16 protein-coding genes are annotated in these 14526 nt (G+C 62.2%); 11 read left to right on the forward strand and 5 right to left on the reverse strand.

Annotated elements, in window-relative coordinates; all coding sequences use genetic code 11:
- Positions 1-15: 15 nt before the first annotated feature.
- Positions 16-1779, reverse strand: coding sequence for a cation:proton antiporter (locus tag ABVN20_RS13655; RefSeq protein WP_368556230.1), 1764 nt, complete (start codon positions 1777-1779; stop codon positions 16-18).
- A 283-nt stretch (positions 1780-2062) separates the two neighbouring features.
- Here ABVN20_RS13655 and ABVN20_RS13660 point away from each other — a divergent pair, with 283 nt between their 5' ends.
- Positions 2063-2545: an acyl-CoA thioesterase gene (locus ABVN20_RS13660; RefSeq protein ID WP_368556231.1), complete on the forward strand. Its 483-nt coding sequence runs from the start codon at positions 2063-2065 to the stop codon at positions 2543-2545.
- Between the two features lie 113 nt (positions 2546-2658).
- Here ABVN20_RS13660 and pdxY read toward each other — a convergent pair whose 3' ends face one another.
- Positions 2659-3531: a pyridoxal kinase PdxY gene (gene pdxY / locus ABVN20_RS13665; RefSeq protein ID WP_368556233.1), complete on the reverse strand. Its 873-nt coding sequence runs from the start codon at positions 3529-3531 to the stop codon at positions 2659-2661.
- 117 nt (positions 3532-3648) lie between these two features.
- On the opposite strand from pdxY, the gene ABVN20_RS13670 reads away from it, so the two are divergent.
- A complete protein-coding gene (locus ABVN20_RS13670; RefSeq protein ID WP_368556235.1) occupies positions 3649-4062 on the forward strand; it encodes a DUF3301 domain-containing protein in 414 nt (137 codons plus the stop codon).
- Here ABVN20_RS13670 and ABVN20_RS13675 read toward each other — a convergent pair.
- Positions 4059-5024 (reverse strand): GTP-binding protein, encoded by a 966-nt coding sequence (locus ABVN20_RS13675; protein WP_368556236.1) that lies wholly within the window; start codon positions 5022-5024, stop codon positions 4059-4061. The genes ABVN20_RS13670 and ABVN20_RS13675 overlap by 4 nt on opposite strands.
- A gap of 26 nt (positions 5025-5050) precedes the next feature.
- Between ABVN20_RS13675 and ABVN20_RS13680 the strand changes: the two genes are divergently transcribed.
- Entirely contained in the window at positions 5051-5407 is a 357-nt protein-coding gene (locus ABVN20_RS13680) for an NADH:ubiquinone oxidoreductase (protein WP_368556237.1), read from the forward strand.
- A 3-nt stretch (positions 5408-5410) separates the two neighbouring features.
- Here the strand turns inward: ABVN20_RS13680 and zigA are convergent, their stop codons facing one another.
- Positions 5411-6619 carry a zinc metallochaperone GTPase ZigA gene (zigA, locus tag ABVN20_RS13685; RefSeq protein WP_368556238.1) on the reverse strand — a complete coding sequence of 403 codons (1209 nt, stop codon included), beginning with the start codon at positions 6617-6619 and terminating at the stop codon, positions 5411-5413.
- Positions 6620-6761: 142 nt separating this feature from the next.
- Here zigA and ABVN20_RS13690 point away from each other — a divergent pair, with 142 nt between their 5' ends.
- Entirely contained in the window at positions 6762-7139 is a 378-nt protein-coding gene (locus ABVN20_RS13690) for a glutamine synthetase (RefSeq protein WP_368556240.1), read from the forward strand.
- Here ABVN20_RS13690 and ABVN20_RS13695 read toward each other — a convergent pair.
- Positions 7136-8308, reverse strand: a complete 1173-nt coding sequence (locus ABVN20_RS13695) for an N-acetylmuramoyl-L-alanine amidase (protein ID WP_368556241.1) — start codon at positions 8306-8308, stop codon at positions 7136-7138. The two genes, ABVN20_RS13690 and ABVN20_RS13695, sit on opposite strands and share 4 nt — an antisense overlap.
- A gap of 85 nt (positions 8309-8393) precedes the next feature.
- Between ABVN20_RS13695 and folE2 the strand changes: the two genes are divergently transcribed.
- From folE2 to ABVN20_RS13730, 7 genes are read left to right on the forward strand one after another with little or no spacing between them, the layout of a single operon-like run.
- Entirely contained in the window at positions 8394-9290 is an 897-nt protein-coding gene (gene folE2, locus ABVN20_RS13700; RefSeq protein ID WP_368556243.1) for a GTP cyclohydrolase FolE2, read from the forward strand.
- Complete coding sequence (locus ABVN20_RS13705) at positions 9287-9955, forward strand: metal ABC transporter ATP-binding protein (RefSeq protein WP_368556244.1); 669 nt, start codon at positions 9287-9289, stop codon at positions 9953-9955. The genes folE2 and ABVN20_RS13705 overlap by 4 nt, the downstream gene beginning before the upstream one ends.
- The gene (locus tag ABVN20_RS13710; protein WP_368556245.1) at positions 9955-10821 is read left to right on the forward strand and encodes a metal ABC transporter permease; all 867 of its coding nucleotides are present in this window, start codon (positions 9955-9957) and stop codon (positions 10819-10821) included. Before ABVN20_RS13705 ends, ABVN20_RS13710 begins: the two co-directional genes overlap by 1 nt.
- A gap of 11 nt (positions 10822-10832) precedes the next feature.
- Positions 10833-11708, forward strand: coding sequence for a metal ABC transporter substrate-binding protein (locus ABVN20_RS13715; RefSeq protein ID WP_368556247.1), 876 nt, complete (start codon positions 10833-10835; stop codon positions 11706-11708).
- The gene (locus ABVN20_RS13720) at positions 11705-12265 is read left to right on the forward strand and encodes a DapH/DapD/GlmU-related protein (protein WP_368556249.1); all 561 of its coding nucleotides are present in this window, start codon (positions 11705-11707) and stop codon (positions 12263-12265) included. Before ABVN20_RS13715 ends, ABVN20_RS13720 begins: the two co-directional genes overlap by 4 nt.
- A 3-nt stretch (positions 12266-12268) precedes the next feature.
- Entirely contained in the window at positions 12269-13606 is a 1338-nt protein-coding gene (locus ABVN20_RS13725) for a dihydroorotase (RefSeq protein WP_368556250.1), read from the forward strand.
- Between the two features lie 17 nt (positions 13607-13623).
- The gene (locus ABVN20_RS13730; protein WP_368556251.1) at positions 13624-14520 is read left to right on the forward strand and encodes a His/Gly/Thr/Pro-type tRNA ligase C-terminal domain-containing protein; all 897 of its coding nucleotides are present in this window, start codon (positions 13624-13626) and stop codon (positions 14518-14520) included.
- Positions 14521-14526 lie beyond the last annotated feature (6 nt).

Below are 14526 nucleotides of genomic sequence, written 5' to 3' on the forward strand. Positions count from 1 at the left end.
CCGCTACCCGCAGGCTCAATGCCCGGATGAGTCCTTGTGGTTGTCCAGGGTATCGAGCAACGCCACCTGCATCCGCGTGTGCACGCGGATGAACCAGCGCCACAGCAGTGCGGCCACACCAGCGGCCACCACGGCAATCAGCACCAGCAGCTTGTTGGTCGGCAGGATACTGGCCGACAAGGCCGACAACAGCAGGAAGATCACCAACAGCGAGAGAATCGGGATCACCTCGGAGATCACCCGACGCACTCGCTGCGTGTGGCGCCCGGCCATTTCCGGCTTCACCCCCATCTCCGCCAGCAGCATCGACAGCGCCTTGAGCTTGCGATAGGCGGCAATCAGGAACGGCAGCGACAGCAGCAACGCCCCGCCCCAGATCAACGCCTTCTGCCAGCTCGGGTCATTGATCCAGTCTTGCAGGTAAGTGGAGATGCGCGTGGCGAAGTAGGCACCCGAGAAGAAGATCGCCACCACCAGCGCCAGGTTGACCCCCACCTGCAACAGAATCCGCCGGATCATCGACGCCAGCAGCGCTCCCTCGCCTTGCGGCTGGATGTTGCGCAGCCATTCGCCATACATTCCCAGCACGCGACTCATGCGCTGCGGCATCACCGCCGCCAGCTTGATCGACAGCGGGTCTGCCGCGCGGATCAGGTAAGGCGTCAGCAGCGTGGTGATGACCGACACCGCGACGGCCACCGGGTAGAGGAAGTTGCTGGTGACCTGCAAGGTCATGCCCAGCGCCGCGATGATGAAGGAGAATTCGCCGATCTGCGAAAGGCCCATCCCTACCCGCAGCGAGGTGCGTCCGTCATTGCCGGCGATAAAGGAGCCCAGGCCGCAGGACAGCATCTTGCCGAGCACCACGGCCACGGTGATGACCGCAATCGGCCACGCATATTGCAGCAGGATCATCGGGTCGAGCATCAAGCCGATGGCCACGAAGAAGATTGCGCTGAACAGGTCGCGGACCGGTTCGACCAGACGTTCGATCTTCAGCAATTGCCGCGACTCGGCCATGATCGCGCCAATCAGGAACGCGCCCAGCACCATGCTGTACTCGAGTTTGACCACCAGCAGGCAGAAGCCGAAGCACAGGCCCAACACGGTGATCAGCAGCATCTCGTTGCTTTCGAACTTCGCCACGTAGGCCAGCAGTCGCGGCACCAGCAGGATGCCGATCACCAGGGCGACGATCATGAACAGCGACAACTTGCCGACCGTGGAGAACACCTCGCCGGAGCTGACCGTACCGCTGACCGCAATGCTCGACAACAGGGCGATGATGCCGATACCGAGGATGTCCTCGACGATCAGCACGCCGAAGATCAACTGCGCAAAGCGCTCGTTCTTCATCTTCAGGTCGTTGAGCGCCTTGACGATGATGGTGGTCGAGGAAATCGCCAGGATGGCGCCGAGGAACAGCGAATCCATGGTGTTCCATTCGAACCAGCTGCCGATTTCGTAGCCGATCCAGATCATCAGCACGATTTCCAGGAACGCCGCGATGAACGCCGTGGCGCCCACTTTGAACAGCTTGCGCAGGCTGAACTCCAGGCCCAGGCAGAACATCAGGAAGATCACCCCGAGCTCGGCGAGGGTCTTGATGGTTTCTTCGTCGTGGATCAGGCCGAACGGTGGCGTATGCGGGCCGATGATGAAACCCGCGACGATGTAGCCCAATACCACCGGCTGCTTGAGCCGATGGAACAACACGGTCACCACGCCCGCGACCAGCATGATCACTGCCAGATCCTGAATAAAACTGATGGCATGCATGGCGTGGGGCTCCTTGGGTGACGTTGCTCAACCACCAGACGCGCGAAAGGTCTGGCCGAGCAGGAAAATAATCCGCATTTTGCGTAGGAATTGCCCTTGGACCGGGCTTTTGCAGGGTAACACCGCGACTTCCGGCAGAATGGCGGTGCAATATATGGAAACAGATAGATTCGGCGTGACGGCGAACACCCGCCCGGCGTCCCGATAACGGTGGTTTGAAAAACCGCTCAGGCACCCGTAGAGGTGCACCCTTCCGAAACCAGCCTTGACCCGTGAGAATGCTATGGAACCCGGAAACGCCCAGCTGTCGATGACGGTACTGATGACCCCTGACATGGCCAACTTCTCTGGCAATGTCCACGGTGGCACCTTGCTCAAGTACCTCGACGAAGTGGCCTACGCCTGCGCCAGCCGTTACGCCGGCCGCTACGTGGTGACCTTGTCGGTGGACCAGGTGATTTTCCGCGAGCCGGTGCATGTCGGCGAGCTCGTGACCTTCCTGGCCTCGGTCAACTACACCGGCAACACGTCGATGGAAGTTGGCATCAAGGTGGTGACCGAGAACATCCGCGAGCGCTCGGTGCGCCACACCAACAGTTGCTTCTTCACCATGGTGGCGGTGGACGACAACCGCAAACCGGCCCCCGTGCCGCCACTGCAACCCAAGGACAGCGAAGGCAAGCGCCGCTTCATGCAGGCCCAGCAGCGCCGGCAGATTCGCCAGGAGCTGGAGAAGCGGTATCAGGAAATCAAGGGTGATGCCTGAGGCCTGTGCCTGGCATTAGATAGCTATCGCGAGCAGGCTCGCTCCCACAGGGTTTTGTGGTGTTCACCAAACCTGTGGGAGCGGGCTTGCCCGCGATGGGTTACCCCCCAATCTCAGAGGCTGATCGCCGTAGCCTCGAACCGCACCCGCGGATGCGCAATCCGGTCCTGGGCACGCACCAGCTCCAGCTCGTAGCTGGCGCAGGCCTGGGTCTCGAGCAACACCTCATGCACCGCCGAAGCGGCAAACTCGAATGCGGCCACCAGGCTGTCACCCAGCAACACCCGCGCCAGGAACAACCCGGACGTCAGGTCACCCACGCCCACCGGCTGACGCGGAAACGCCAGCAGCGGACGACGCAGGTGCCAGCTCGCTTCGGCCGTCACCAGCAGCATCTCGAACACGTCCGACGGTTTGCCGGGATACGCCAGATGCTTGACCAGCACGGCTTTCGGACCGCGTGCCAGCAGCGCGCGCGCCATGGCCAGGCAGTCGAACAGCGACTGCGGCTTGCGCCCGGAGAAGCTGTCGAGCTCCAGTTGATTGGGGCACATGAAGTCCGCCACGGCGGCCGCTTCTTCCAGCAGGAAATCGCTGACTTCCGCCGGCACGCTGCAGCCCTTCTCCGGATGCCCCATCACCGGGTCGCACAAATACAGTGCCTTGGGGTTCATCGCCTTGATTTGCTCGACCCCCTTGAGGATCGCCCGGCCCTGCGCCGCGCTGCCCAGGTAGCCGGACAGCACGGCATCGCAATTGCCCAGCTCGCCAATCGCGGCAATGCCTTCCACCAGCTCGGGAATCTGATGCGGCGACAGCACTTCACCGGTCCACTGCCCGTACTGGGTGTGATTGGAGAACTGCACAGTGTTGAGCGGCCAGACATTCACCCCGACCCGCTGCATCGGGAAAACCGCCGCACTGTTGCCGGCGTGGCCAAACACGACGTGGGACTGGATGGCGAGCAGATGGGGCGTACGTTTCATGCCGTGAGTTCCGTCAAACGATTGAAATTCGAGCCGCGCAGTATGCGACTAAACGCAGCCTGTACGACAGACCGGCGACGCAGTTAAGCTGACATCCTCTTGTTGGAGCACCCGTTGATGCTGACCCTTGGAAACATTTTCGTGCTGATGCTGCTCGCCACCGCCGGCGCGTGGCTATGGCACAACCATGGCTTGCGCGAACGCGCGCTGGAGCGGGTCAAGCAGCATTGCGCCAAGCTCGGGATCGAGCTGCTGGATGGCAACGTGGCGCTGAAAAAAATCGCGTTCATCAAGGATGCCAGCGGTCGGCGGCGCCTGGCCCGTGTGTATAACTTCGAGTTCACGGTCACCGGCGAAACCCGCCACAACGGCACCATCACTCAGTTCGGCGCCCACAGCGCACAGATCGAGCTGGCGCCCTACCCGATGCCATTCGATGACACCCCGCCAGTGGCCGACGTGGCCAAGCCCCGTGCAGAAGTGATTGAGCTTAGCCAATGGCGGCAGGAGCACACCAAATGGCGCCCTTAGCGGGATCGACAATCGTCCAGCGCTGATTGCAATGAATCCACCGGCTGCGGCTCGCTGAAAATCAGTTCGAGCCGCGAGTCCTGACGCCATTCGCTGGGCTGCCACTGCAACGTCGAGTTATCCAGGGCGTTAGCCGAGACCCAGCCCTCGTGGCTGTGGATAACCAGCTTCGCCCGCCGCCAGGCAAGGCCCGCAAGCCAATGGTCAATGCGCTCGGCATCGAACGTCTGGCTCGGATGCCAGCGCCAGCCGATACTCCAGCCATCGTCCTGTTGCTGACTCAGGCAAATCGCCTGCGATGGGTCCACCCAGACCGCCGGCATCTGCGCCATGCTTCTGGGAGCGACGAAGTTATCCACACCCGCCACCGCTCGCGCCTCGAGCCCCGGCAATTCACTCAACGGCAATCCGGCCTGCTGCGTCCAGTACAACGATTGCGCCGGTAATTGCGCGGCGACGCGTCGGCGCGCCTGCTCGTCGAGGTGTTCGGATTTGTTCAACAGCAGCAAACCGGCATGACTCAAGGCTTCCTGCTGCGTAGGCGGTAGCGGTTTACCGTCGGCGAGGGCCTGGGCATCGAGCACCAGCACGCTGGGCTGGACCGCCAGCACGCCGACCCAGGGAGCTTGCCCCAACTGCTTGAGCAACTGTGCCGGATGACCGAGCCCGGAAGGCTCGATGAACAAGCGGTCCGGCCGCGCCTTGCGCAGCAACCGACCGAGCCCGATCTGGAACGGCGCGCCATTGACGCAACACAAACAGCCCCCGGCCACTTCCCCCAGTGCGATACCATCGACGTCACGGGTCAGCAGCGCGGCGTCGATGCCGATCTGCCCGAACTCGTTGATCAGCACCGCCCAGCGCTCGTGCGCCGGCCGCTGGGCCAGCAGGTGGCGGATCAGGCTGGTCTTGCCCGCCCCCAATGGGCCGGCGATGACATGCGTGGGAATGTTCTGCAACATGGTGAGGATTTCTGAGGAGGTAGAGGATGCGGTTGATTGGCTGGACGGTACTGCTCACGCTCGTTTGCAGCGAGGCACTGGCCCAGGCTTGCGTGGTTCATAGCACGGCTGAGCGGCTCGACGTGAAAGTCTGCCAGGAGAATCGCAGCATCCCGGAAAAATTGTTCGCCGACGGCTTTTGTCAGCCGAACCTGGCCGGGCAGAAAGTCGACGTGCAATACGTCGACCACTGCCCCAGCGGCGCTTTTGGCGTGTGCAGCGACGCGCAAGTTGCCAATATGCCTTACCGGCAGGATATTCACTATTACGGCGTGGCCACCGATGCGGCCTACCTGAAGCCGTTCTGCGAGGCCCAGAGCCAGGGCAAGTGGCTCAAACCCTGAGTCTCAGGCCGCCACTTCCTCGTACCACGGACCGAACGGGTCGGGCCAGGTTTGCCAGCCCTCGGTCCCAAGCGCCATTTCCTCATCGGTCAGCAGGCAATCGTCCAGTGCGGCAGTGAGTTGCGCAAAGTCGATGTTCTGCCCGATGAACACCAGCTCCTGCCGGCAGTCACCCACGGCGGCGGTCCAGTTGGCCATGATCGCGGCGGTGCTTTCTTCGTCCTGCGGCCATTGCTCTTTGGGCACCGAACGCCACCAGCGCCCGGCATAACCATAACGCATCAGGCCGCCCGCCTGGGACCAGCTGCCAGCGTCCATTGGCTTGCTGGCCAACCAGAAAAAGCCCTTGGAGCGCAGCAATTTGCCGTTGGTCCATTGGCCGTCGATGAAGCTGAAGAAGCGCTCGGGATGAAACGGACGGCGGGCCCGATACGCCGTGGAGGCGATGCCGTATTCCTCGGTTTCCGGCACGTGTTCGCCGCGCATCTCCTTCAACCAGCCTGGGGCTTGCGCGGCTTTTTCGAAGTCGAAGCGCCCGGTGTCGAGGATTTTCGCCAGGGGAATTTCGCCCATGACCATCGGCAGGATCTCGGCCTGCGGGTTGAGCCTTTCGAGGATTGCCATCAGTTCCTGGCGTTCGCTGCTGCTGATCAGGTCGATCTTGCTGATCAGGATCACGTCGGCGAATTCGACCTGCTCGATCAGCAGCTCGGTGATCAGCCGTTCGTCTTCCTCGCCCAGGGTTTCGCCACGGGACGCAAGGGTTTCGGCCGCCTGGTAATCGAGCATGAAGTTCACGCCATCGACCACGGTGACCAGGGTGTCCAGCCGCGCCACGTCGGACAGGCTGCGCCCCTGCTCATCGCGGAAAGTGAAGGTTTCGGCCACCGGCAGCGGCTCGGCGATGCCAGTGGACTCGATCAGCAGGTAATCGAAACGCCCTTCCCGGGCCAGTTGGCTGACCTCCTGGAGCAGGTCCTCGCGCAACGTGCAGCAGATGCAGCCGTTGCTCATTTCCACGAGTTTTTCTTCGGCGCGGTTCAGGGTGACATCACGCTGGACTTCGCTGCCATCAATGTTGATTTCGCTCATATCGTTGACGATCACCGCGACTCGCAGGTCTTCGCGGTTACGCAAGACGTAGTTCAGCAGGGTGCTTTTGCCGGCACCGAGAAAGCCCGACAGGACAGTGACGGGGAGACGATTGGACATCAGGGAATCCTCACAGGAATGCCCGGTCGCAGTGTCGGGCTTATTTTTACGTTACAGTATAACAATACAATCAGACCAGCCCCCTCTTGTCGCAGAGGACAAAGGGCACGATGCTGAGCACGTCCGGACCGCGAGAAATCCCATGCGCACTGTTTTGAAATTCACCCTGATGAGCGTTTCGCTTTCGCTGGCATGGGCTGCGCAGGCACAGGTCCCGAGCCTGGCCAGCTGCACGCGCAGCGCCAATCTGCTGGCCTGCGTGGATGGCGCGGGCAATGCCTACAGCGTCAACACGGTCGGTAGCACGATTTACCTGCGCGGCTTCGAGCGCGAGGGCAAACGCTACTGGGCGCAGACCAACAGCCGGTATGGGCAACTGACCTTCTTCACCGGCATCGCTTCCGACGGTGAAGCCTGGGTCGGCTACAACCGCCGGGTGGGCTGGACCACGATCAATCGCTTTTCCAGCTCGGGTGGCAGCAGCGGCAAATTCACCTGCAGCCGGATCGCCGGTTGTTAGGCCTGCGCTTTTTTCTGTGCCTGTTGCCAGGCAACGTAACTATTGAGCGGTGGATTCTTCTGAAAGTAACGCTGTAGGCCATCGAACAAACCGTCGGCGACCGCCTGCTGGTGCCTGGCGGTGACCAGCCGCTGGCTGTCACGAACATTGGAGATGAAGCCGGTTTCCACCAGGATCGACGGCACATCGGGCGATTTGAGCACCGCAAACCCCGCCTGCTCCACGCGCTTCTGATGCAAGGTGGTGATGCCGGCCAGGCTGTCTAGCACCGTGCTGCCCAACTGCAAACTCGCGGCAAGTGTCGCGTTCATCGACATGTCGAGAATCACCCCGGCCAGCATGGGGTCCTTGTCCTTGAGGTTGAGCAGGCTGGTGGCCCCCAGCAGGTCCGCGCCATTCTCACGCTGCGCCATGAAACGCGCGGTGGCCGAGGTTGCGCCTCCCTCGGACAGGCAATACACGGAGGCACCAGACGCGGTCAGGCGCGGCGCCGCATCGGCATGCACCGAGATAAACATGTCGGCATTGTGCTTGCGCGCGATCTCCACCCGCTTGCGCAGCGGCACGAAAAAATCGTCGTTGCGCACCAGCTTCACGTCATAGCCCTTCTCGCGCTTCAGCCGCTTGGCCAGCAGTTGCGCGATGGACAGCACCACGTCTTTCTCGCGCTCGCCCTTGGCGCCGACGGCGCCCGGGTCCTTGCCGCCATGACCGGGGTCGACGACCACGATGATGTCGCGCTTGGGGTGTGGCTGGTCGATTGACGCCGGCCTGGCGGTCTTCAAGTCGAGCACCAGCCGATGACCTTGACCGTCTTGTGGCGGCAACAGAAAGCTATCCAGTTGCACCGGGCTGTTGAGGTCGAGCACTACCCGCGTATTGCCCTGGCCGAACTGCCCGGAGCGGATCGAGCGAATCACCGTGTTGCCGAGGGCCAACTGATGGAAGTCGCCGCTGAGGCCAGCATCGCTCACATCAATGATCAATCGCTCGGGAGCGCTCAATGAAAACGTTTTGTAGTGCACCGGCCCACTCAGGTCGAACACCAGGCGCAACTTGCCCTCGGTTTGCCAGATCCGCGCGTTTCGAATTTGCGTGGCGCGGGCGCTAAAGGGCAAAGCGAAGGCTGCGCTGGCCAGGATCAGGTTGAGCAGGTGACGTCTGTGCATGGTGAAAAGCGCTCGTGAAAAAGACGTAGTCGAATTTGATGTAATAACATAACATTAGATTTCGATTACCACGATGGACCTGCTGATGAATGCGCTGACTCTGCCGGATATCGCCGCGCAGGCTTCACGCCAAGCCCTGCCGCTTGAATGGGTGGGCATGTGTGGCATTGCCCTGCCCGTTTTGTTTGACGGTCAACGCCTGAGCGCGAAGGCCGACGCCGGGGTCAGCCTCGACGATGGCGAGGCGCGCGGCATTCACATGTCGCGGCTGTATCTCGCCCTGGAAATGCTTGAGCAGGACAACCTCACGCCACGATTGATCCGGCAAGTCCTGCATCATTTCCTCGATTCTCATGAAGGCCTGTCGAACAACGCCTACCTGAAAATCGACGCGGATTTGCTGCTGAAAAGGCCGGCACTCATCAGCCCGTTATCGGGTTGGAAGCGTTATCCGGTGAGCATCGAAGCGCAGCTGAAAAACGCAATGTTCCACGTGGAACTAAAAATCGACGTGTCTTATTCCTCAACCTGTCCTTGTTCCGCCGCGTTGGCCCGGCAATTGATCCAGCAGCAATTCGTCGACGACTTCGCCAACCGCTCGCTGCAACACGCCGATGTTCTCGCCTGGCTGGGCTCAACTAAGGGCATCGTGGCCACGCCGCATAGCCAACGCAGTCAGGCGCAATTACGGCTGACGCTGGATGACTTCGTCGATGAGCTGCCGTTGCTCGCGGTGATCAACGACGCGGAAGCCGCCCTCGGCACCGCCGTGCAGACAGCGGTAAAGCGCGCCGACGAACAAGCCTTCGCCCTGGCCAACGGGCAGAACCTGATGTTCTGTGAAGACGCTGCGCGTCGCTTGAGCCTGGCCTTGCAGCGTTGCCCCGGGATCAACGCCTTGCAGGTTCGTGTGGTTCACGCCGAAAGCCTGCACGCCCACGACGCCGTCGCCGAAAGCCGATGGCGCCGGGAGGCCGAATGATCCGTTGCGACGCATTGCGCTGGGGAGCGCCCGGGCAACCGCTGACGCCGGCGTTGAGTTTCGAACTGCCCAAGGGCAGCTTCACCGCCGTGATCGGCGCCAACGGCTCAGGCAAAAGCAGCCTGCTGAAAGTCATCGCCGGCTTGCAAAAACCGCTGGCTGGCAAGGTGGTGGTCGATGTTCCACGCAAAGGCGCACTGTCCTTTCTGGCCCAGCAACAACACCTCGATCGGCAATTTCCCATCAGTCTGCAAGAGCTGGTCGCCGCCGGTTTCTGGGGCAGCACACAATCGGCTGAGGTCCGACGGCAACGCCTGGCCAGCGCACTGGAAGCCTGGTGCCTGACCGGGTTGGAACATCGCCCCTTGATGGCGCTCTCCGGCGGAGAACTGCAACGCGCCCTGCTCGCTCGCCTGAGCCTGGCCGATGCACCGCTGCTGCTTCTCGATGAGCCCCACGCCGCACTCGATGAGTTGGGGCAAGCGCTGTTGTGGCAACACCTGCATCAGTGGCACGCACAAGGTCGAACCCTGCTGGTGGTCTGTCATGACCTCGCCGCTGTGCGTCAGCACATCCCGCACACCCTGCTGATCAAAAGCAGCGGCTGCGTCCTGGGCGCCAGCACCGAGCTGATTCACCAACAACCGCACACACAGGTGGCTTGATGCTCACGGCCGTCCACCTCTGGCAGCCTTTCCAAGAGTTCGTGTTCATGCGCCGTGCGTTGCTCGGCGGCCTGGTGCTGGCATGCGCCACTGCACCGCTGGGCGTGTTCCTGATCCTGCGGCGCATGAGCCTGATCGGTGACGCCGTCGCCCACGGCATCCTGCCCGGTGCGGCATTGGGGTTCTGGTACGCGGGCTTGAGCCTGCCGGCATTGACCCTGGGCGGTCTCGGTGCCGGCCTGTGCATGGCTGGACTCGCCGCCTGGGTCACCCGCCGCACCGGCCTGCGCGAGGACGCCAGCCTGGCGGCGATCTACCCGATTTCCCTGGCCGCCGGTGTGCTGATTCTCGGCATCGCCGGGAAACGCCTGGACCTGCTGCACCTGCTGTTCGGCTCGGCCCTGGCGGTCGATGGCCCGACCCTGACCGGCATGTTGTGGATCTCGGGCTTGAGCCTGATCACCCTGGCGCTGATCTACAAGCCGCTGTTGCTGGACACCCTCGACCCGCTGTTCCTGCGAACCGTCAGCCGCCTGGGTCCCCTCGCCCACGGCGTGTTCCTGACCCTGGTGGTGCTCAATCTGGTGATCGGCTTTCAGGCAATCGGCGCGCTGATGGTCGTCGGCCTGATGATGCTGCCCGCCGCTGCCGCACGCTTCTGGAGCCGACGCCTGCCGGTGTTGATGGCCATCGCCGCCCTGCTCGGCTGCCTCTCGGTGTGGCTCGGCCTGTTGCTGTCCTTCCATTTCTCACTGCCAAGCGGCCCGGCCATCGTGCTGATTGCCGGTGCCGGCTACTTGCTGTCCGTGGTGTTCGGGCCGGTGCACGGCCTGCTGCGCCGCCCGCCTTTGCTCACATCCCAATGAGGTGTTGCCCGATGCGCGCTTTACTCGTGTTGTTCAGTTTGATGCTCTCGATGTCGCTGTCCGCAGCGGAAAAACTCCAGGTGGTGACCAGCTTCAGCATCCTCGCCGACATGACCCATCAGGTCGGTGGCGAGCATATCCAGATCACCAACATGGTCGGCCCCGATGCTGACGCCCATACCTACGAGCCCACGCCGGACGATGCCAAGGCCCTGCTCGGCGCCAAGCTGATCATCAAGAACGGCCTGGGTTTCGAACCCTGGCTGGACCGCCTGGTGACCAGCACCGACACACAGGCAACCGTGATCAGCGCCAGTCACGGGGTCATCCCGCGCTCGCTGGATGAAGACGGCGAGACCATTCCCGACCCCCACGCCTGGCACAACCTAGCGAACGCCGAGCTGTACGTCGGCAACATCACCAAGGCGCTGATCGCCGCCGACCCGGCGAACAAAGCCGACTACGAACGCAACAGCCAGGCGTACCTGAAACAGATCTACGCACTGCTCGCCAAAGCCAAGGCCAAACTCGGCTCGCTGCCCGCGGGCAACCGCAAGATCGTCACCTCCCATGATGCATTCGGTTACCTCGGCCAGGCCTACGGCATCGACTTCATGGCGCCGCAGGGGCTGTCCACCGAACGTGAACCCACCGCCGCGGAAGTCGCCGCGCTGATCACCCAGATCCGCCAGGCCAAGGTCAAGGCGGTGTTCATGGAGAACATCAAGGACGCACGCCTGCTCAAGCAGATTGCCGATGAAAGCGGCGCACACATCGGCGGCACCCTGTACTCCGACGCACTCGCCGCAAGCGGCCCGGCCAGCACCTTCACCGGCCTGTTCGAATACAACCTCAACACCCTGTACAACGCGCTGGGCAAACCATGATCCGCAAGAACCCTTCAGGTGATCTGCCGGTGATTGCCGAGTCCGCGTACGTGGATAAAACCGCCATCATCTGCGGCAAAGTGGTGATCGGCGAAAACGTCTTCGTCGGCCCGTATGCGGTGATTCGCGCCGACGAAGTGAACGCGGCTGCCGAGATGGATGCGATCACCATCGGCGCCAATTCGAACATCCAGGATGGCGTGGTAATCCACTCCAAATCCGGCGCGGCGGTGACCATCGGCGAGTTCAGTTCGATCGCCCACCGCTCCATCGTGCATGGCCCCTGCGTCGTGGGCGACCGGGTGTTCATCGGCTTCAACAGTGTGCTGTTCAACTGCGCCGTCGGTGACGGCTGCGTGGTGCGGCACAACTCGGTGGTCGATGGGCGCGATTTGCCCGAGGGTTTCTATGTGCCCTCCACCACGCGCATCGGGCCGAACACCGACCTGTCGAAATACCCACCGGTGAGCGTCAGCGCCTCGGAGTTTTCCGAGGACGTGGCGCGCACCAACGTCGATCTGGTACGGGGTTACAAGGCCCTGCAAAACGAGTTCTGAACCATGAGCAGCGTGCTGATCCGCAATGCGCGGCTGGTCAATGAAGGCTGTGAGTTCGATGGTGATCTGTTGGTCAGCCACGGGCGGATCGTCAAGATCGCCCGCAGCATCGAAGGTGAAAATGCCAGCGTGGAAATCGATGCCGACGGGCAGTGGCTTCTGCCTGGCATGATCGACGACCAAGTGCACTTTCGCGACCCTGGCGCGCCGGACAAAGGCAGCATCTACACCGAATCGCGGGCGGCGGTGGCGGGCGGCATCACCAGTTTCATGGACATGCCCAACACTCAACCCGCCACCTTGACCCTCGCCGCACTGGCCGACAAGAAACGCCGCGCCGCGATCAACTCCGTGGCCAACTACGGCTTTCACTTCGGCGTGAGCAACGACAACCTCGACACCATCGCCGCGCTCAATCCCAGCGAAGTGGCCGGGGTGAAAGTGTTCATGGGCGCCTCCACCGGCAACATGCTGGTGGACGACCCCAAGGTGCTCGAAAGGTTGTTCGCCGAGGTGCCGACAATCCTGTTGGCCCACTGCGAACACACGCCGAGCATCGAAGCCAACCTGGCCGAACACCGCGCCCTGTTCGGCGAGGCCATCAGCGCCGCCGACCATCCTTTGATTCGCGATGCCCAGGCCTGCTTTCACTCGTCCTCCATGGCGGTGAACCTGGCCAGGCGTCACGGCACACGACTGCACGTGCTGCACCTGACCACGGCGCGCGAACTGGCGCTGTTCGAAGATAAACCGCTGGCGCATAAACGCATTACCGCCGAAGTGTGCCTGCACCATTTGCTGTTCGACGATCGCGATTACGCGGCGCTCGGCAACCAGATCAAGTGCAACCCGGCGATCAAGACCCAGGCCGATCGCGACGCACTGCGCCAAGCCTTGTCGAGTCATCGACTGGATGTGATCGGCAGCGATCACGCGCCTCATACATGGGCTGAAAAACAACGCGACTACCAACACGCGCCATCTGGCCTACCATTGGTGCAACACGCCCTCCCCGCGTTACTGGAACTGGTGGCGGATAACTTGCTCCCGATCACCACGCTCGTGGCCAAGACCAGCCACAGTGTCGCGGACCTGTTTGCGATTCCCGACCGTGGCTACCTGCGTGAGGGGTATTGGGCGGACCTGGTATTGATCAAGCCCGAACCGGGCGGCGTGGCCGTCGGCCCGGAGCCGATTCTTTCCCAGTGTGGCTGGACGCCATTTGCCCGGCACCGGTTTCGCCACAGCGTCAGCACGACGCTGGTGTCCGGCCAGATCGCATGGCACGACAAATGTCTTAATGACAACTGCCAGGGTTTACCACTACGGTTTATGCGCTAGTACTCGAGAACACCGACATGATCCACATCACCCTCAGCGATGGCTCATTGCTTGAATACGATCAGCCGTTGTCGGTGTACGAACTCGCCGCAAGCATCAGTGCCGGCCTGGCCAAGGCCGCAGTGGCGGGTCGGGTCGACGGGGTGCTGGTGGATTGCGAGTTCATGCTCAAGGCCGACGCGCGCGTCAGCATCGTCACGCCGCGCGAGCCCGATGGGCTGGAGATCCTGCGACGCTCCTGTGTGCTGATGCTGGCAATGGCCGTTAAACAGCTTTACCCCAAGGCGCAGTTGCTCAATGGATCAGTGCTCGGTGACGGCTTCTTCCACGAGTTCGCTTTTGAGCGACCGCTGAACCTGGTCGATCTGGCGGGCATTGAAGCGCGCATGAAAACGCTGGCGGCGACCAACCATTCGATTCGTCGGCGTGAGCCGTCAATCCCCATCGGCGAGCTGATGCCCTACGTACTCGGAGATTTCGAGTGTCTGTCGGTGGGCCCACATGTCCCGGCAACAAGGGTGTTGCAAGCGTTCGCCCTCGACCACATCAGCGGTACCGCGTCACAACGCATCTACGGCAGTTGCTGGTCGAGCCAGGAAGAACTGGAAAACTGGCGGGCGCCGCCGCACGTGATGATTGTGAGCATGGATGATCGCCAATCCGACTACGCCCAATCGGTCACCGAAGCCCTGCGACGCCACGGCGTACGCGCCCGCGCCGACCTGCGTAACGAGAAGATTCACCACAAGATCCGCGAGCACAGCCAACTGGTGCCCTACCTGGTAGTAGTCGGCGAGAAGGAAAAGGAAGGTGGATTCGTCAGCTTGCGCAGCCAGAACGGCGAGGATTTCGGCACGATGGCGATTGAAGCGGTGTGTGCGTGGTTGCGGCCGGTTGAGCCTGCAGTGGTTTGAAGCTCG

Source organism: Pseudomonas sp. MYb118, assembly GCF_040947875.1.
Lineage (GTDB): Bacteria > Pseudomonadota > Gammaproteobacteria > Pseudomonadales > Pseudomonadaceae > Aquipseudomonas.